Source organism: Mesorhizobium sp. WSM4820, assembly GCF_055811075.1.
Genome location: NZ_JBVVQN010000013.1, coordinates 35,849 through 53,799 on the forward strand (window position 1 = coordinate 35,849; position 17,951 = coordinate 53,799).

Below are 17,951 nucleotides of genomic sequence, written 5' to 3' on the forward strand. Positions count from 1 at the left end.
CACTATGGACAAGCGCCTCTTCTGGCTTGCGCTCGGATCATTCACGATCGCGACCGAAGGCTTCGTCATCTCCAGCCTGCTGCCTGACATCGCGGGGGATGCCGGCATCTCGGTCCCGCTCGCCGGGACGCTGATCACCGCCTTCGCGCTCGCCTATGCGCTCGGCGCGCCGATCTTGGCGACGCTGACCGGCGAATGGGACCGGCGACGCGTCATCTTGTGGACGCTGGTGTTTTTCGTGCTGGGCAACCTGGCGGCGGCGCTCAGTTCCTCCTTCGAACTGCTGCTGATCGCGCGCATCGTCATGGCGCTGTCGTCCGGCCTGTTTGCGGCGACGGCGCAGGGGACGGCCGTGGCGCTTGTCGATGATCATCACCGCGCCCGCGCCATTGCCGTCGTCGTCGGCGGCACTACGGTGGCGGTGGCGGTCGGCGCACCGCTCGGCGCGCTTGTCGCGACGGTTGCCGGCTGGCGCGGCACGTTCTTTGCCATCGCCGGGCTCGGCGCACTGGCCGGCGCAATCCTGTGGTACCGGCTGCCGCGCGGCATCGTCGGCACCAAGCTGCCGCTCAGGCAGCGGCTGGCCGCAACGCTTCGCCCCGGCGTGCCGTCGATCCTGCTGACTACACTTTTGGCGCTCACCGGCGCCTTCACGGTCTTTGCCTTTGTCGCGCCGCTAGCCATCGAAGGTGGCGGCTTGAGCCCAGTCGCGCTGCCCGGCATGCTGCTTGCCTTCGGTGTCGGCGCCGTCATCGGCAACATTGCCGGCGGGCAGGCCGCCGACCGCTTCGGCGCGACGCGCACCGTCAGCTGGTCGCTGGCGCTGAGTGCGGTCATGCTGGTGATGCTTTCGGTCATTCCGGCCTTCCTGCCGCACAGCATCGCCGGGCCGGCGCTGATGGCCATGATGGTGCCGTGGGGCATCGTCGGCTGGGCCTTCCCACCGGCGCAGGCCAGCCGCATCATCAGGCTGGCGCCCGACGCAGCGCCCATCGTGCTGTCGCTCAACGCTTCGGCGCTCTATCTCGGCGTGGCGCTGGGCGCCGTCGTCGGCGGCGCGGTGCTGCGCTATGGCGCGCCGGCTGATCTCGGCCTGGTCGCAGCGGTGTTCCCGATCCTGGGTCTTGGCGTCATACTGGCCGGCCACCGGGCCGCCCGGGCGGTGGCCATGCCGGCGGAGTGAAGGAAGATCGCAGAAACGTGGCGCTGTCCTGATCGCGCCGCCAGGCAGGATTTGGGCTCCTCTCCCCACTCACATCTGGCCGAGCAAGGAACCCAGGTCCTGTAACCGCGACTATTTCCAGGTCCGGCGTCTCTCGATCTCGGCTTCGGACGGCTGTTGCTGGGCGAACGATCCAGTCTTGATCTCACCGGCGCGTTCATAGCTCGCTATGATGACGCCGGTGGTCGATGCCTGTGAGCGATTCAGCTTGAAAGCCGCCGGGATTGCGCCGCTGCCAAACAGCCGCTTGCCCTTGCCCAGCACCAGCGGGAAGGTGAGCAGGCTGATCTCGTCGATCAGGTCGTTGGCGAGCAAGGTCTGGACGAGTTCGCTCGATCCCTGGATGAGCAGGTCCGGCCCGTCCTCCTGCTTGAGCTGGCGCAGGGTAGCCACGACGTCGTCGCCAAGCGACTGGCTGTTTTGCCACGACAGCGTGTCGGGCCGGTGGGTGGCCACATATTTGGTGACGGCGTTGAAACGGTCGGCGATCGGATCGTCTTTCTGGTACGGCCAATGCGCGGCGAAGATGTCGTAGGTCTTGCGGCCGAGGAGCAGCGCGAAGGGTTTTGCGAAGGTCTCACCAATAAAGGCGCTCCCGACGTCGTCCCAGTAATGGAACGTCCAGCCACCGAATTCGAAGCCGCCGACCGGGTCTTCTTGTGGCCCACCGGGCGCCTGCATGACGCCGTCGAGGCTGACGAATGTCGCAGTGGTGATCTTCCTCATTGGATTCTCCCTTTAATCATCCGAAATCATCCGAGCCGTTGCCGCCGGATTTCGGCCAAAGGACGTGCGAGCGGACGCCTGTCCGACAGGGCCGGAAAATTTCTGACTCCGGCGCATGTCGAGCGGCAAGCACGGGACGCCTCGACGCGGCGACGTCATTGCGACCGCCTGCCGCCAACACTTTGCGACGAGAACCAGACATCGCCGATGACGGCGGTGGCGGTGCGGTCCGGTGCCTTGTCGGCCGTCAGCCAGATCTTGCGGCTGCGTGCCGCCTTGTCACGGTGGATTTTCGTCGAGGCCGCCGAGGCGCCGATGCAAGGGATAAACCATGATCGCATGAACGGGTCGCAGGCAAACCCCTTATCCGTGCGTGTCACCATCACCGCGAGGCCAATGCGCTCGGCCGGACGCCACGGAAAGACCATGCGGCCGCCGGGCTTCAGCGCCTTCAGCCATTCGGCTGGGGGTGCCGCAACGCCGGCATTGACATAGATGATGTCGGACGGTGGCAGGCCGCCGACGACCGCATCGCCATGGATGACGGTCACATTGCCATAGGCTTCGAGATTCTTTCTTGCACGGTCGGCGAGACCGGAATCCAGTTCGAAGGCGGTGACTGCGCCGCCCGGCGAAACCAGTTTCGCCAGCAGAGCGGTGTAATAGCCGGTGCCGGCGCCGACATGAGTGACGTCCTCGCCGGGTTTTGGCGCCACCTTGCCGATCCACATGGCATGCAGGAACGGCTCGCCATTGTTGATGCCCTTTTCGGCGTCGAGCGACACCAGCACGTTCTGATAGATGTGAACAGGATCGGCGCTCGGCGTTTCTACCTTGCCGTTGCCGGCGACGACCGTCCACGGCCCGGGCCCGAGAAAAGCTTCGCGCGGCACCGCGGCGAACACCTCCTCGAGACGCGGATCGGCCGAACCTGCATTGGCAGCCATCAGTCGCGCGTAGAATTTTCGGGCTTCGGCAATTCTGGTCATGTCGCGTGAGAAGATAGCGCGATTGACCGAATTGTCGTGCAGCTTGTCGCCGACCTGATCAAGAACGGCAACGAAGCCCGCCAGGTCGACATCGCGGCGCGGCTCGGCGTCGCCCAGCCGACGGTGGCCAAGATGCTGACGCGGCCGACAGTCCTGCCGGAACCGCCGCGCTGCCGCGGCGTTTGAGATCGTGCCAGCAATTGGCGCGAGACCGAGGAGGATACGATGGGCGTTGAACAGGCACCGACAGCGAAGGGCAAGCAAGCGGCCAAGGGATTGAAGCAGGCTGCGGCGAAGGACGAACGCAAGACCGAAGCGGATACTGGACGCCCGCTCAAGAAGGGCGGGGCCCGCTTCGAGGAGCGCTCGAAAAGCTCGGACGGCAAGAGCGCGGGCACCAAGCAGAAGATCTGAGCGTGACCGACAAGTCCAAGACCAAAAAAAGCGCCGGCAGGGCTCTCACCGGCGGGTGTCGTGCAGGGACTGACCCCAGAGCCGGCGGCCCCTTGATGCGAAAAATACTGTGACTTGGCGCAACCATTGGGATAATTGTTTGTTGGGTCGGATCGGGCCATGAGATCGGCAAGATACCGGTACGTGCATCGCGGGGAGTTGCCATGCTCTGGAAAGGTCGTCGTCAAAGTGACAACGTCGAGGACCAACGCGGCCAGGGCGGCGGGCTCAACCTGCCGCGCGGCGGCCCCGGCCGTCTCCGCATCCCGATCGGCGGCCGCTCCGGCGGCGGAATGTCGCTGTCGACCATCATCATTCTCGTGGTCCTCTATTTCGGGCTGAAGGCCATCGGCATCGACCCGCTTCAGATCCTGGCCGGTGGCGGCTTGGTGCCGGGTGGCGGCGGTCAGATCACCGACACCAGCGGAGAACAGGGCGGTGGCACCGGGGCGCCCGCCTCCGACGAGATGAAGCAGTTCGTTTCGACCGTCCTGGCCGAGACCGAGGACACCTGGACCGGCATTTTCCAGGCCGAGGGCCTGACCTACGAGGACCCCAAGCTGGTCCTGTTCAGCGGCCAAATCCGTTCGGCTTGCGGCTTCGCCTCGTCCGCGGCCGGCCCGTTCTACTGCCCCGGCGACCGCAAGGTCTATCTCGACACCACCTTCTTCCAGCAACTCGACCAGCAATTCGGCGCTTCGGGCGATTTTGCCCAGGCCTATGTGATCGCGCATGAGGTCGGCCACCATGTCCAGAACCTCACCGGCATCCTGCCCAAGTTCAACCAGATGCGGCAGCAGATGGGCGAGGCCGAGGCCAACCAAATGTCGGTGCAGGTCGAGCTCCAGGCGGATTGCTTCGCCGGCGTCTGGGCGCATTTCACCGGGCAGAAAGGCATTCTGGAACAGGGCGACATGGACGAGGCGCTGAACGCCGCCCAGCAGATCGGCGACGACACGATGCAGAAGAAGATGCAGGGCTATGTCGTGCCGGAAAGCTTCAACCATGGCACCTCGCAGCAGCGTCAAACCTGGCTGGCACGCGGCTACAAGAGCGGCAAGCTGTCGGACTGCGATACGTTCAACACCCCGATCTGAGGTGTTTGGGCTCTCGTTGAAATGGGCGTTGAAAGCGGCGGCGATGCAGCCGCGCTCATGTCGACAGTTGATGTCAGGATGAAAATTCCTGGCCTGTTCCCTTATTGTTCTGTGTGGCTGACTCGCCTATAAAGGGCCCTTCCGCCTTCGCTGCGAGGCGGCTCCAGGAGTCGATACCGTCATGATCGAAGCCAAAACCGCCAGGCGGGGCCTTGCGCTTGTTTTCACCACGCTGCTGCTCGACATCACCGGCATCGGCATCATCATGCCGGTGCTGCCGGCCTATCTGCAGGAACTGACCGGCGTCGGGGTCAGCGAAGCGGCGATCGAAGGCGGCTGGCTGTTCTTCGTCTATGCGGCCATGCAGTTCCTGTTCGCGCCGCTGGTCGGCAATCTCAGCGACCGCTTCGGCCGTCGTCCGATCCTGCTGGCCTCGGTGCTGACCTTCGCCGTCGACAATCTGATCTGCGCGGTGGCCTGGTCGTATTGGGTCCTGTTCATCGGCCGGGTGCTGGCCGGCATCAGCGGCGCCAGCTATTCGACCGCCTCCGCCTTCATCGCCGATGTCAGCACCGACGAGAACAGGGCGAAGAATTTCGGCCTGCTTGGCATCGCCTTCGGCGTCGGTTTCGTCATCGGCCCGGTGCTGGGCGGGTTGCTCGGCGAATTCGGGCCGCGCGTGCCGTTCTGGGGCGCGGCGGTGCTTGCTCTGATCAACTTCATCGTCGGCTGGTTCTTCCTGCCGGAAACGCTGGAGCAGCATCACCGGCGCCGCTTCGAATGGCGCCGCGCCAATCCTCTCGGCGCCCTGAAGCAGATGCGCAATTACAAGGGGATCGGCTGGATCGGCCTGGTGTTCTTCCTGATGACGCTCGGTCACATGATGTACCCTGCCGTGTGGTCGTTCGTCGGCAGTTACCGCCACGGCTGGAGCGAACAGCAGATCGGCTTCTCACTCGGCGTCTTCGGCCTTGGCGGGGCGTTGGTGATGGGTTTTGTCCTGCCACGCGTCATCCCACGGCTCGGCGAATGGCGGACCGCCGCCATCGGCCTTGCTTTTACCGCGCTCGCCGCCTTCGGCTATGCCGCGGCGTGGAAGGGCTGGATGATCTATGCGGTGATCGTGGCGACCTGCCTCGAGGCGCTGGCCGATCCGCCGCTGCGGAGCCTGGCGGCGGCCAAGGTGCCGCCCTCCGCGCAAGGCGAATTGCAAGGTGCGATGACGAGCGTGTTTTCGATCACCAGCATCATAACGCCGCTGCTTTATACGGGAATCTTCGCCTGGTTCACCGGGCCGAGCGCGCCGGTGACGTTCGGCGGCGCGCCCTTTGTGCTCGGCGGCATCTTTCTCGCCCTGTCGCTGATCGCATTCGTGCTCAGGGTCGAAAGACCGGCCGCGGTGAAAGACGTCGCGACGGCGACGGTGGCCTAAAGCGTGTCGCGTTTGAACGGACTCATGCGACGCCCTTTAAGTTCTGGTTTTGATGCATCTCGTTATCGCAAAACCGCTGCGTACTCTCGGTCAGGCCCGAGGGCATGCTTTTGCGCGCCACGCATTGGGGCATGCCCTAGGGTTCAATCCATTGCCCCGGAATATCCAGTGCCTTCGCCAGCAGCGCCCGGGTCTGCGCCGATGGCTTACGGCGATTGGACTCAAGATCCGACAGGAAACCCTGGCTGACACCGATCGTGGTCGCCAATTCGGCCTGCGTCAGCCGCCGCCAGTTGCGCAGCGCCTTGAGCCGGCTGGAGCCCCGCAAAATTTCCATGGTCACGTCCGCAGGCAGGGGGGTTTCCGTTTTGAGATCAGCCTTTCGCTCGTCGTAGATCGCCACATCGGCAGCGTCTTCAAGAGCCTCTTCGGCCGCGTGCAACAGAGCCTCGTAGTCCGCTTTTGGGATAACGACAAGTTCTTCGCCAGTTGGCGTCGTTATGATTTGGGGGGCGTTCATGGTGTCCTGTCCTGCTATCACCGACGGTAGGTTGTCGTTTCTCGTTTGCCGATGTAGATCGCGAGGATCGTCGTGCGGTCTTCATCGAATATGATCCGGTAGCGACCGATCCGCAGTCTGTAGCCGTCCCTGCCGGCAAGGCGCTTGATATCTCCCCGCCCGCTGACGGCATAGGAGATCAGGCCTTCGGAGACCTGCTCGCGGACATCTGTCGGCAGGTTGTCGAGATCGCGAGCCGCCGATACCGAGAGGATAATCGTCTTCACGGTGATGATATCGCAGATTTATCGCCGAAAGTTAAGCGATATTATTGCCGAGACTTCTCGCGTACAGATAGTCAGCGCTCTGCCAGCGCCGGCTCGCCGCGCTTTTCGCGGATGAGATTGACGAAGCGGCGGAACAGATAATGCGAGTCCTGCGGGCCCGGCGAGGCTTCGGGATGGTGCTGGACCGAAAACACCGGCCTGCCGGTCAGGGTGATGCCGCAGTTCGAGCCGTCGAACAGCGAGACATGGGTTTCTTCGACGCCCGTGGGCAACGAGCCGGCATCGACGGCAAAGCCGTGGTTCATCGAGACGATCTCAACCTTGCCGGTGGTGTGATCCTTGACCGGATGATTGGCGCCGTGATGGCCTTGATGCATTTTGGCGGTCCTGCCGCCAAGCGCCAGCGCCAGCATCTGGTGGCCGAGGCAGATGCCGAAGACCGGGATGTCGGTCTTCAGCAAGTCCCGGATGACCGGAACGGCATAGTCGCCGGTGGCTTCCGGGTCGCCGGGACCGTTGGAGAGAAAGATGCCGTCGGGCCGCATGGCGAGGATATCCTCGGCGCCGGTGTTGGCCGGCACCACGGTGACTTTGGCGCCCAGGCCGGCAAGCAGGCGCAATATGTTGCGTTTTACGCCGTAGTCGATGGCGACGACATGCATGGACGGATCGGTCTGTTCGCCAAAGCCCTCGTCCCAGACCCACGGCGTCTCGCGCCAGACCGAGGACTGGCCGGAAGTGACGTCCTTGGCCAGGTCAAGCCCGATCAGGCCGGACCAGGCAGCGGCGCGGCGCTTCAGCTCCTCGATGTCGAAGATGCCGTCGGGCGCGTGCGCGATGACGGCGTTGGGCATGCCCTTTTCGCGGATCAGCGCGGTCAGCGCGCGGGTGTCGATGCCCGAAAGCGCAACGATGCCGCGTTTCTTAAGCCATTGGTCGAGACCAGAAGCGGCGCGATAGCTGGACGGATTGGTGACGTCGGCCTTGAACACGGCGCCGACTGCGCCGGCGCGGGCAACCGGGTTGAGATCCTCGATGTCCTCGTCATTGGTGCCGATATTGCCGATATGCGGAAAGGTGAAGGTGACGATCTGGCCGGCATAGGACGGGTCGGTGAGGATTTCCTGATAGCCTGTCAGCGCGGTGTTGAAGCAGACTTCGGCGACGGCGGAGCCGGTGGCGCCAAGGCCGCGGCCCTCGATGACGGTGCCGTCGGCCAGCACCAGCAAGGCGGTCGGCTTCTCGGTGGCCCAAGTGGGGGTCGACGCGGCGGTCATCGTTGCCATGGCGGCACTCCTAAAGGCTGCGCCCTTCAATCGGCGCAACGAAAGGCGCGAAGCAGCGATTTCACAGCCTCGGCGCCCAACTAAAAATTCAGTTCATGCAAGGCCCAGTACATAGGGGAAGGCGCCAGAGCGGTCAATGATGCGACGCCCGCAGCCGCGATTTATTTCGTCGAGCAATATCAGCGGTTTGCCGGGTGGCGTCGAATTTGCCTTGGGCATTCGGCACGGCTATTGTCCGTCGCATTCGAAGGAGAAAGCATCATGCGCGGCAAAATCGCCGAATCCCTGAAGAGCGCGATGAAGGCGCAGGACAAGCGTCGGCTGCCGACATTGCGGCTGATCCAGGCGGCCATTCACGACCGCGACATCGCCAATCGCGGCGCCGGCAAGGAGCCGGCCAGCGACGACGAGATCCTGCAGATCCTGGCCAAGATGGTGAAGCAGCGCGAAGAGTCGGCCAAGGCTTTCGACGACGGCAAGCGGCCGGAGCTTGCCGCGCAGGAGCGCGACGAGATGGCCATCATCCGCGATTTCCTGCCGACGCAACTGGGCCAGGCAGAGACCGAAACGGCGATCCGCGCCGCCATCGCCGAGACCGGCGCCAGCAGCGTCAAGGACATGGGCAAGGTTATGGCCGTGCTCAAGGAGAAATACGCCGGCCAGATGGATTTCTCCAAGGCGAGCGGCATCGTCAAGGGACTGCTGCAGTAGGATTTTGCCGCTGCAGCGAGCTCGTAAGGCATTGGAGGAGGCGACAGCGAGGCGCCAGCCCTGGGCCGCATATGATTGATTCTCAGGCGCTCTTCGGTTTCTGAGAGCGGGCGGGGCGGGCGGCAGCTCGCACCGACAGGTTCAGTGCCACGGCGGCGCGAATGAGCGCCTTCAGCGCCTCGTCATCGATCGTGTCGCCCTCATGGATGTCGATGGCGCGCCTGGTGTTGCCTTCGAGGCTGGAGTTGAAGAGGCCAGAAGGGTCCTCCAGCGAGGCGCCCTTGGCGAAGGTCATTTTCACGACATTCTTGTAGGTCTCACCGGTGCAGATAATTCCGGCGTGTTCCCACACCGGAACCCCTCTCCACTTCCACGCCTCGACCACTTCGGGATCGACCTGCTTGATGAGAGTTCGGATCCGAGCGAGCATCTCGCCCCGCCAATCGCTCAGCTCGTTGATTCTCGCATCTATCAACTGAGAGGGAGTGTCTCCTCCTGCTCCCTCCGTCGAGCCGCCCTTCTTCATGGCTGTTGTCGCTTTGGTCATGATTGGTCCCAGTGGCTTTGTGCACGTCGGCGTCTGGCGTCTCACGACGGCATCGATACGACGAGCCGTTTGCCGTTCCGGCGCGGGCAACAAACTCTCGACGTCGAGGAGGAACCTTCGTCGCTCCAGACCCGTTTTGCAACCAGGATCATACGAAAAACGGAGCTTCGATTTGGCGGCGCGTTTGTTGAACATTTTCGGCGCCGCCACCAGCGCCGGCGCCTATTCGCCAGGGCAGGAACAAGCCCCCGCGGCCTTTCGGCGCCATGGGCTCGCAGAGGGGCTCGCCAGCCGAGGCAGAACCATCAGGGATCATGGCGATGTTGCATCGTTCCGCTGGCGGCCGGATTCTTCGCGGCCGCAGGCCATGAACCTGGAGGCCGTGCGCGGGGCTTGTGACTTGGTCGCAAGCCACGTGGCGACGGCGATTTCAGCGCAGGAAGACGTGCTTGTTTTGGGCGGCGACTGTACTGTGGAACTGGGAACGGTCGCTGGAGCGAACGCGGCCGGAGCGCGGATCGGACTCGTCTACATAGACTTCGACGCCGATCTCAACACACCTGACACGAGCGACGGCGCCTTGGACTGGACTGGTATCGCTCATCTGCTCGATATTCCTGGATGCGAGCCTTCGCTCGCCGGGCTCGGCCCAACGCGTCCGATGCTCGTGCCTCAGCAACTCCTCTATTTCGGCGTCGAGAATATCACTGCGCCTGAAGCCGCCGCGATCAGGGATAATGCGATCAAGGTCATATCGCGTGAGGAAGCTTTGATTGATATCGAGGCGGCGGCCGCGCGCGCAACCGAATGGGCGGCGCGCTTTGACTGCGTGCTTATTCACTTCGATGTCGATGTACTCTCCTTTATCGAATTCCCGATTGCGGAGAATGTGCGCCGTTGCGACGGTCTCAAACTGGAGCAGGCCGCCTTCGCGCTAAGGCAGTTGACCGCCCTGATGCAATGGCGCGGCCTGACCATTACAGAAGTTAATCCGGCTCATGCGCCAGACGAGACCGCCGCGTTCACCCGCTTGAATGAGGTGCTTGCGGACGCCCTTGGCTAATTCGCGATGCATCTCACATTCGCTCGCCGGGCAATTGGCTGGCTTGCTTCACCCAGGCGGCAAATTGAGCTTCGTCGAGCTGGTCCTCATAAATGTCGAGGTAGCGCACGTCCTTGTGCCTGGACTCGCCGAGAGGGACAGGACGCAGCGACGTGCCCCGGAAGAAGGTCACTTTGACGTAGCGGGTGAAGACATGGAACGACAGGAACCAGCCCTGCCCCTCGATGCCGTAAAACGGCGAGTTCCATTTGACGGCCTTGTGCACGCCGTGGACGGTGCGCACGATGATTGCGTCGAGGCGGCGCCCGACATCGCTTTTCCAGCCCGGCATGGCCGCGATGTAGGCCTGCACCGGGGCGTCACCTTCGGCTTTGGCGATCTGGGGGTTGCCGCCTGCGAGCAGTGCCGGCTTCGCTTCCTTGCCGGACTGCGGCTTCGGCGTCGCCTTGCGCGGTTTGGTTGCCGCGACCCGCTCGGCGGCGGCCTTCGCCGACTTCTCGGACCTGTGGTCGGCCATCGTGTTCACTCCAAAGTAGGTGGACCCAATCGAAGACATTTGATTTTAGAAAGCCGCCCCTGAAGATCAACTTCAGAATCAGAGGGCGGCAGCGGAGCGATCGTACGTCATGGTTGAACTCGTCAAACCGGCGCTTGAACATCTGCCGTCGTACAAGGCCGCCCTTGAGCGCGGCTGGTCGCCGGACAATGTGCGGCTGATGGAGGCGACGCGCGAGCAGCTTGCGGCCATCGAAAAGAATCCAACGGCCTTCCTCGCCGATCTCGACGACCCCGATGCCAAGGGCGGTCCGATCACCTTGCCTGATGGGACGAAAGTGCCGCGCCTGCCGGGATTCCGGCGCTGGATCTGGGACGGCGAAGTCGCCGGCTCGATCGGCTTGCGCTGGCAACGCGGCACCGCCGAGCTGCCGCCACATGTGCTCGGCCACATCGGCTATGCCGTAGTACCATGGAAGCGGCGGCGCGGCTATGCGACAGAGGCAGTGAGGCTGATGCTCGGCGAGGCGAGGGCGCTCGGCCTGCCCTTCGTCGAGATCACCGCCAAGCCGGGTAATCTCGCCTCGCAGAAGGTGGTCCTGGCCAACGGCGGACGGCTCGTCGGGCGATTCTTCGAGGACGCTGCCTATGGCGGCGCCGAAAGCCTGCGCTATAGCATCGACCTGTAGCGCCTGCCGACTATTCGGCAGCGGCCGGCAGCGGCGGCATCGTGTTTCGGCGCCACTCCCAGATATGTGAGGCGAGCGCGACCGCCACGGCGACCAGCATGGCCGTGGCGCCAACCACCGGCAGGCTGCGATAGCCATAACCGGCATTGAGCATGGCGGCGCCGAGCGAGGCGGCCAGCGCGATGCCGACATTGAAGCCGGCCGGGATAAGCGATGAGGCGAGATTGGAGGCGTCCGCCGTCCAGGTCAGGATACGGGTCTGGATCGGGGTGCCGATGGCAAAGCTGAGACCACCCCAGATAGTGATCGCAACGACCATCGGCACCGGGTACGGGCTGGCGGCGTAAATGACGGCAAGTGTCACCGCCTGCATGAAAAGCATGGTGATGAGCGATGGCATCAGTTTCCAGTCGGCGAGCCGCCCGCCAAGAAAGACGCCGATCGTCGCGCCGACACCGTTGAGCAGCAGCACCCAGGGCACCAGGCCCTCGCCGAGGCCGGTGACTTCAAGCAGCGTCGGCGTGATGTAGGTGAACAGGCCGAACTGGCCGATCATCAGCATCAGCATGAGGATTAGCGACGTCCAAACCTGCTGGCGTGCGAGCACGCGGACCTCGCTGCCGAAACTGACGGGCCGGCGCGACGATCCCGTCCGGCGCGGCAGGAGGGCGGCCATGGCGGCGATGGAAACCACACCAAGCGCGCACATCACCCAGAACGTCGCGCGCCACCCCCAAATATTGCCGATCGCCGTGCCGGCCGGCACGCCGATGACATTGGAGACCGTGAGGCCCGACAGGATGAGCGCCACGGCCATTCCACGCTGATCCTGGCGGACCAGGCCGACCGCAACCACCATCGCGACGCCGAAATAGGCGCCGTGCGCCACGGCCACTGCAATCCGCAACAGCAACATGGAGGCGAAGTCGGGCGCAAGGGCGCAGGCGGCCTGGCCGATGGCGAAGGCTGCGGCAAGGCCAAGCAGCAACGCCTTGCGGGAGATTGTCTTGGTAGCGAGCGTCAACAGCGGTCCGCCGATCGCGATGCCGCCGGCGTAGCCGGAGACGAGATAGCCGGCCGTCGGGATGGAGACGCCAAGGCCGTCCGCCACTTGCGGCAGCACGCCGGCGATGACGAACTCGGTGGTGCCGAATGCGAACGCAGCGATGAACAGGGCGATGAGGGGAAGCATGGCGCGGGAAGGCGATCCTTGAATGAGATGGCTCAAATCACGGACGAGAGCGGCGGGCAATCCAGAAATTCTCGACGCCGCTTTAGGTTTTCTTCATCGGTTCAGCCAGGCTCCGGCCGCACAAGACTAGACGGTCGTCGTCTTCCTTCCGTAGGGGATTTTCAACCACGCCCGCTCGTGAAAATAGTAGAGCAGCGATTTGGTGATGACCTCGGTCACGCCGATGGCCGCAGCGAGCTTGATGCTGCCTGTCACGATGAGCGAAATGATTATCGTGTCGACCGTGCCGGTAACGCGCCAGGAAAGCGCCTTGGCGAAACTGCGCGAATGGGTATCCATCGACTTTCCTCCCGGCGGATTTGACCGATCCTTAGAGCGCCTTGCATTCTGGTGGAACCAAAGCCGCGCTCCAGGTCTTTGCTTGACGCGTGTTGTCGGACGCCAAGCGAAGACGGTTGGCTGAAAAATGCTCTAGCCGACAGACGGGAGGGTTAGCAAAGACTAATTTTCGCGCGCCGGCTCCAGGCAATTCCCGCGCTGGGCCCAATCTATCCGGCCTTCAGCCGCGAGCCGGTGAGCAGGCCGCGTTCCTCGAGCACGGGGTAGGCTATCGAGGCAAGCAGCGAATTGATCTGCTTCAGGTCGCGGATAGTGTCGAGATGGATGGAACTGGTCTCGACGCTCTTGGCGGTGCCGTCGCGCAGCCGCACGAAATGGCTGGCGCTGGTCTCCTTCTCGCGGTCGCGCAGCCGATCCTTTTCCAGCACCAACTGGCGGGCGGTCTCCGGATCGCGCGAAACCAGCACGTTGAAGGCAAGCCGCGCGTTGGCGAGCACCGAGGCGTGGAAGGCGCTAAGCTCGCGCCAACCCTCGGGCGTGAACTCCAGCCCGCGCTCGAGCTTCTTCCTGACATGCACCAGCATGTTGCGCACGATGATGTCGCCGACCTGTTCGAGCTTGACGCAGGCGCCGATCAACTCCTGGCAACGCAGCGCCTCGTCCTCGCTCAGCGGGTTCCTGGTGACCTTGGCCAGATAGAGCTTTATCGACGCATGTTTCTTGTCGACGCGGTCGTCGAGCGCGGCCAGCGCCTTGATCTTGTCGGCGTCGGCGCTTTCATAGAGCTCGATGATGCGCTTCAGCATGATCTCGACCGTCTCGCAGACCCGCACCACCTCACGGGTGGCGTTGGCCAGCGCCTGGCTCGGCACATCGAGGGCGCTGTCGTTGAGCGCGGACAACTCGACGACGTCGAGCGCTTCTGCCGGCGCCGGTTTGGTGCCGAGCGCCACGATCTTTTCCGAAACGCGGTAGACGAGGCCGGCCAATGGCAGGCCGGCAACCAGGATCAGGATGTTGAAGAGGATATGGGCGTTGACGATCTGGTCGGGCACGGTGGCGCCGAGAAAGGCGACCGACGGTTTCAACCACAGGAACAGGATCAGCATGGCCAGCGAGCCCATGCCGCGCATCAGGAGATTGCCGATCGGTACGACACGCACGCCAGGCTCCGCATTGCGGGTGAGCAGCGGCGCGATGATCGACGAACCCAGATTGACGCCGAGCACCAGCATGATGCCGAGTTCGGGCGGGATGAAGCCGCGGCCGGCGAGCGTCACCATCAAAAGGACCGCGGCGATCGAGGAATGGAACAGCCAGGTGACCAGCGCCGCCAGCAGATAGGCGGTGACCGGATCGCTGGAGAAGTAGTCGACGACGACCGGCATCAGCGTGCTCTGGCGCAGCGGCTCCGAGGCCTGGCCGATCATTTCCAGCGACAACACCAGCAGGCCGATGCCGACCAGGATGCGGCCGAACTGGCGCCAGTCGCGCCGCTCGGTGGCCATGAACATGACAGTGCCGGCGACAAGACAGACCGGCACCAGCAGCGACAGGTCGAAGGTGAGCAGCTTGACCACCAGCGCCGAGCCGATCTCGGCGCCGCGCACGGCAAGCTGGCCTGATATGCCGCTGACGATGCCGGCGCCGGCGAAGGAGCCGACCAGCAAGGTGACGGCGGTGGAGCTTTGCAGGGCGATCGCCAGGCCGCAGCCGGCCAGAACCGCCATGAAAGGATTGCGCATGGTGGCGCGCAGCTTGTGGCGCAGCACATCGCCATAGGCGCGCTCGACACCTGTCTTCACCAAGCGGGTGGCAAACAGCATCAGCGCCACCGCGCCGGCAAGATGCAGCAAAACGACCGAACCGCTCATGTCAGGCTCGCATTCCGACAGCCACCAGCAATATGGGAGCCGTGATGGCAAAGGCGCAAAAGAGGGGGCGAATCAAGGACATTGCAAAGGTCGATACTACTCCGATTACTTTTAGCCGGATAATAAATTTTGCCCAATTCGGCCGGCTGTTGCGCGACAGGGCGTGTCGGAAATGGATGGATCGCAAAATGGTTGCATCGCCGGCCGGCTTCTTGATGGTCGCGCGCTCAAGTGCCGACGACCGCTTCAGATCAGGTTTGAGATGAGTGTTGAATTAGATGTTATAAATACATGAAATCATTACAAAAACGTAATCCGTGTGTTCAGTTTCGGTTCATTTTTCGGGCTCTATTGCTTGGGCATCGACAACCAAGGAGTACCCGTCATGAAACGTTTCATTCTTTCCGCAGTCGCCGTCTCCATGCTGGCTGCGACGTCCCTGCAGGGCCAGGCAGCGCCGCTGAATGCGCCGAATGCACCGCAGTCGACCTACAGCCAGGTCGACTGGAAGAAGCCGGACAGGCACGTCAAGACGCGCGTCGTGGTGAAGAAGAAAGTCGTCGTCAAGAGGAACCATTGGCGCAACGGCCAGAGATATTCGAGCTGGAGGCGCCACCAGCCGGTCCGCGACTATCGCCACTATGGCCTGCGTCGTCCGGGCCGTGGCCAGGAATGGATCCGCGTCGGCAACGACTATCTCTTGGTCAGCGTCGTCTCCGGCATCATCTTCGGCGCGATAGCCGCCCACTGACCGTCAAAAACGTCGACCGGCACAATGCCGGATAGGAAGGAAGGCGGCTTGCAACGGCCGCCTTCTTTTTGCCCTGTGAAAACCGGGTATGGTTCGCATTAGGAGTCGTCGGGTTTCGCCGGCGTGATTATATGGACGCAAACGAGCCGTTTCCGATGCGCTTTCCACCTGCCTTCCTCGACGAGATACGCGACCGCGTGCCGATTTCCGCGGTGATCGGCCAGCGCGTGGCGTGGGACAGGAAGAAGACCAACGCGCCGCGCGGCGATTATTGGGCGTGCTGTCCCTTCCATGGCGAGAAGAGCCCGTCCTTTCACTGCGAGGACAAGAAGGGACGCTATCATTGCTTCGGCTGCTCGGTTTCGGGCGACCACTTCAAATTCCTCACCGAACTCGACGGAATGAGCTTTCCCGAAGCGGTCGAGAAGATCGCCGACATGGCCGGGGTGCCGATGCCGTTGCGCGATGCCCGGGAGGAACGGCGCGAAAAGGAACGCGCCAGCCTGACCGAAGTCATGGAAATGGCGACCGCCTTCTTCCAGGAGCGGCTGCAGGGACCGGAAGGCGCAAAAGCCCGCGCCTATCTGCGCGACCGCGGGCTGACGCCGGCGACGCAGCAGTCGTTCCGGCTCGGCTATGCGCCCGACAGTCGCAATGCGCTGAAGGAGCATCTTGCCGCCAAGGGCGTGCCCAAGGCCGATATCGAGGCATGCGGGCTGGTGCGCCATGGCGACGACGTTCCGGTTTCCTACGATTGGTTCCGCGACCGCATCATGTTCCCGATCGCGGACTCCAGAGGCAAGATAATCGCCTTTGGCGGGCGGGCGCTGGCAGCCGATGCGCTTGCCAAATACATGAATTCGCCCGACACCGAGCTCTTCCACAAGGGCAACGTGCTCTATAATTTCGCCCGAGCGCGCCAAGCCCTGGGAAAGGGGGCGCTGGCCAAGGGCGGCACGGTGATTGCCGTCGAGGGCTATATGGACGTGATCGCGCTGGCGCAGGCCGGTTTCGAAAATGTCGTGGCGCCGCTCGGCACTGCGCTGACCGAAAACCAGCTTGAACTGCTGTGGCGGATGGCCGGCGAGCCGGTGCTGTGCTTCGATGGCGACCAGGCCGGACTGAAGGCGGCATGGCGCGCCGCCGACATGGCGCTGCCGGCGGTCCAGGCAGGCCGCTCGGTGCGTTTTGCGCTTCTGCCCGAAGGCAAGGACCCCGACGATCTGGTCAAGGCCGAAGGGCCGGACGCGTTTGGCGCCGTGCTTTCCGAGGCGCGGCCGCTCGCCGACCTTTTGTGGATGCGCGAAACGGCCGGCGGCATCTTCGACACGCCGGAACGACGGGCGGAACTGGAAAAAACGCTGCGCGAACTGACCAGCCGCATCCGCGACGAGAGCTTGCGCTATCACTACCAACAGGAAATGCGCGAGCGAGTGCTAAGCTTTTTCGGCGCCCAGCGCGGCGCGCGCCAAACCTATCAAGGGGGGCGCCAAGATGGGCGGTCCGGCGGGCGCTTTCAGGGCAAGGGCTCAGCTGCTGGCGGGCAGTTCGCACGCGGCGGCAATGCCGGTGGACGCACCGCGATCACCGAAAGCCTTGGCCGCTCGGCGCTGGTCAAGCGCGGCAGCGAGGGGATGTCGGTGCGCGAGGCGACGATCATCGCAGCTCTTGTCAATCATCCGGCGCTGATCGACGAGAATTTCGCGCATGTCGAGTTCCTCGACCTCGCCAACACCGATCTGAAGCGATTGCACGCGGCGATCCTCGATGCGATGGCGCATGACATGGCCAACGACCGCAACGCGGTGATCGCGACGATCGAACGTGCCGGCTGCGGCGAGATCTGGGCGCGCGTGGTGGCGCTGATCAAACGGGCGCGGCAATGGCCGGCGCTGGAAACAGCCGGACTTGAAGATGCCCGCGACGCCTTCAGCCAGGCGCTCCACTTGCAGCGCAGCGCGCGCACATTACATAAGGAGCTGAAACAGGCAGAAGCGGCGCTCGCCAGCGATCCCACGGACGAAAATTACCGGCATCTCGTCGAGATCCAGGCGCAATTTCGTGATGTGCAGGCAACGGAGGCGCTGATCGAAGGGTTCGGCGTGTCTTCGGGCCGGGCCGGGCGGGTGTAGGTCGAAGCTTACGAAAGAGTGAAAGTGCAGACCGTGCTTGTGCGCCGAATCAGCCGCGGCGCTTTAAGGCGGGTAATTGATTCGCTTTTTTCATGCGAATCATGCGAGAGGCGCTTGACCTTCTGGCAGAATGACGGAATCAGGACGATTCGAAACGTTAACCCGCG

The 17,951-nt window shown here is 63.5% G+C and carries 19 protein-coding genes and 1 pseudogene; 10 read left to right on the plus strand and 10 right to left on the minus strand.

Features of this window, described 5'->3' with window-relative positions; genetic code table 11:
- Positions 1-4 precede the first annotated feature (4 nt).
- Positions 5-1,183 carry an MFS transporter gene (locus AC0L2R_RS20895; protein WP_473511271.1) on the plus strand — a complete coding sequence of 393 codons (1,179 nt, stop codon included), beginning with the start codon at positions 5-7 and terminating at the stop codon, positions 1,181-1,183.
- Between the two features lie 111 nt (positions 1,184-1,294).
- Here AC0L2R_RS20895 and AC0L2R_RS20900 read toward each other — a convergent pair whose 3' ends face one another.
- Together AC0L2R_RS20900 and AC0L2R_RS20905 are read right to left on the minus strand one after the other, a co-directional pair.
- Complete coding sequence (locus AC0L2R_RS20900; RefSeq protein WP_473511273.1) at positions 1,295-1,948, minus strand: dihydrofolate reductase family protein; 654 nt, start codon at positions 1,946-1,948, stop codon at positions 1,295-1,297.
- 155 nt (positions 1,949-2,103) lie between these two features.
- Positions 2,104-2,895: a protein-L-isoaspartate O-methyltransferase family protein gene (locus AC0L2R_RS20905; RefSeq protein ID WP_473511275.1), complete on the minus strand. Its 792-nt coding sequence runs from the start codon at positions 2,893-2,895 to the stop codon at positions 2,104-2,106.
- Positions 2,896-2,973: 78 nt separating this feature from the next.
- Between AC0L2R_RS20905 and AC0L2R_RS20910 the strand changes: the two are divergent.
- The 4 genes and pseudogenes from AC0L2R_RS20910 to AC0L2R_RS20925 form a co-directional block, all read left to right on the plus strand.
- A pseudogene (locus AC0L2R_RS20910) lies at positions 2,974-3,081 on the plus strand (manganese-binding transcriptional regulator MntR); the annotation flags it as partial.
- Positions 3,082-3,162: 81 nt separating this feature from the next.
- On the plus strand, positions 3,163-3,351 hold the full coding sequence (locus AC0L2R_RS20915) for a hypothetical protein (protein ID WP_023799765.1): 189 nt from the start codon (positions 3,163-3,165) through the stop codon (positions 3,349-3,351).
- A 203-nt stretch (positions 3,352-3,554) separates the two neighbouring features.
- Entirely contained in the window at positions 3,555-4,487 is a 933-nt protein-coding gene (gene ypfJ, locus AC0L2R_RS20920) for a KPN_02809 family neutral zinc metallopeptidase (RefSeq protein ID WP_473511277.1), read from the plus strand.
- A gap of 181 nt (positions 4,488-4,668) precedes the next feature.
- Positions 4,669-5,919: a TCR/Tet family MFS transporter gene (locus tag AC0L2R_RS20925; protein ID WP_473511278.1), complete on the plus strand. Its 1,251-nt coding sequence runs from the start codon at positions 4,669-4,671 to the stop codon at positions 5,917-5,919.
- A gap of 136 nt (positions 5,920-6,055) precedes the next feature.
- Here AC0L2R_RS20925 and AC0L2R_RS20930 read toward each other — a convergent pair whose 3' ends face one another.
- The 3 genes from AC0L2R_RS20930 to carA all read right to left on the minus strand — a co-directional run bounded on the left by AC0L2R_RS20930 (position 6,056) and on the right by carA (position 7,991).
- Positions 6,056-6,439, minus strand: coding sequence for a helix-turn-helix domain-containing protein (locus AC0L2R_RS20930; RefSeq protein WP_473511280.1), 384 nt, complete (start codon positions 6,437-6,439; stop codon positions 6,056-6,058).
- 17 nt (positions 6,440-6,456) lie between these two features.
- Positions 6,457-6,705: a type II toxin-antitoxin system RelE family toxin gene (locus tag AC0L2R_RS20935; protein ID WP_027151153.1), complete on the minus strand. Its 249-nt coding sequence runs from the start codon at positions 6,703-6,705 to the stop codon at positions 6,457-6,459.
- Positions 6,706-6,776: 71 nt separating this feature from the next.
- Positions 6,777-7,991 carry a glutamine-hydrolyzing carbamoyl-phosphate synthase small subunit gene (gene carA / locus AC0L2R_RS20940; RefSeq protein WP_473511282.1) on the minus strand — a complete coding sequence of 405 codons (1,215 nt, stop codon included), beginning with the start codon at positions 7,989-7,991 and terminating at the stop codon, positions 6,777-6,779.
- Between the two features lie 261 nt (positions 7,992-8,252).
- On the opposite strand from carA, the gene AC0L2R_RS20945 reads away from it, so the two are divergent.
- Positions 8,253-8,702, plus strand: a complete 450-nt coding sequence (locus AC0L2R_RS20945) for a GatB/YqeY domain-containing protein (RefSeq protein WP_031255180.1) — start codon at positions 8,253-8,255, stop codon at positions 8,700-8,702.
- Between the two features lie 82 nt (positions 8,703-8,784).
- Here AC0L2R_RS20945 and AC0L2R_RS20950 read toward each other — a convergent pair whose 3' ends face one another.
- Positions 8,785-9,249 carry a DUF1801 domain-containing protein gene (locus tag AC0L2R_RS20950; protein WP_473511461.1) on the minus strand — a complete coding sequence of 155 codons (465 nt, stop codon included), beginning with the start codon at positions 9,247-9,249 and terminating at the stop codon, positions 8,785-8,787.
- Positions 9,250-9,436: 187 nt separating this feature from the next.
- Here AC0L2R_RS20950 and AC0L2R_RS20955 point away from each other — a divergent pair, with 187 nt between their 5' ends.
- A complete protein-coding gene (locus tag AC0L2R_RS20955; RefSeq protein ID WP_473511284.1) occupies positions 9,437-10,312 on the plus strand; it encodes an arginase family protein in 876 nt (291 codons plus the stop codon).
- A 13-nt stretch (positions 10,313-10,325) separates the two neighbouring features.
- On the opposite strand, the gene AC0L2R_RS20960 is transcribed toward AC0L2R_RS20955, so the two are convergent.
- Positions 10,326-10,829: a DUF1801 domain-containing protein gene (locus AC0L2R_RS20960; RefSeq protein WP_473511286.1), complete on the minus strand. Its 504-nt coding sequence runs from the start codon at positions 10,827-10,829 to the stop codon at positions 10,326-10,328.
- 109 nt (positions 10,830-10,938) lie between these two features.
- Here AC0L2R_RS20960 and AC0L2R_RS20965 point away from each other — a divergent pair, with 109 nt between their 5' ends.
- Positions 10,939-11,496, plus strand: a complete 558-nt coding sequence (locus AC0L2R_RS20965; RefSeq protein ID WP_473511287.1) for a GNAT family N-acetyltransferase — start codon at positions 10,939-10,941, stop codon at positions 11,494-11,496.
- A 10-nt stretch (positions 11,497-11,506) separates the two neighbouring features.
- Here the strand turns inward: AC0L2R_RS20965 and AC0L2R_RS20970 are convergent, their stop codons facing one another.
- The 3 genes from AC0L2R_RS20970 to AC0L2R_RS20980 form a co-directional block, all read right to left on the minus strand.
- Positions 11,507-12,688 carry an MFS transporter gene (locus AC0L2R_RS20970; protein ID WP_473511289.1) on the minus strand — a complete coding sequence of 394 codons (1,182 nt, stop codon included), beginning with the start codon at positions 12,686-12,688 and terminating at the stop codon, positions 11,507-11,509.
- 126 nt (positions 12,689-12,814) lie between these two features.
- Entirely contained in the window at positions 12,815-13,027 is a 213-nt protein-coding gene (locus AC0L2R_RS20975) for a DUF2061 domain-containing protein (RefSeq protein WP_023799755.1), read from the minus strand.
- 209 nt (positions 13,028-13,236) lie between these two features.
- Positions 13,237-14,901: a Na/Pi cotransporter family protein gene (locus AC0L2R_RS20980; protein WP_473511290.1), complete on the minus strand. Its 1,665-nt coding sequence runs from the start codon at positions 14,899-14,901 to the stop codon at positions 13,237-13,239.
- A gap of 385 nt (positions 14,902-15,286) precedes the next feature.
- Here AC0L2R_RS20980 and AC0L2R_RS20985 point away from each other — a divergent pair, with 385 nt between their 5' ends.
- Both AC0L2R_RS20985 and dnaG read left to right on the plus strand, forming a co-directional pair.
- Positions 15,287-15,652, plus strand: coding sequence for an RcnB family protein (locus AC0L2R_RS20985; protein WP_473511292.1), 366 nt, complete (start codon positions 15,287-15,289; stop codon positions 15,650-15,652).
- A gap of 155 nt (positions 15,653-15,807) precedes the next feature.
- A complete protein-coding gene (gene dnaG, locus AC0L2R_RS20990) occupies positions 15,808-17,784 on the plus strand; it encodes a DNA primase (protein ID WP_473511463.1) in 1,977 nt (658 codons plus the stop codon).
- Positions 17,785-17,951 lie beyond the last annotated feature (167 nt).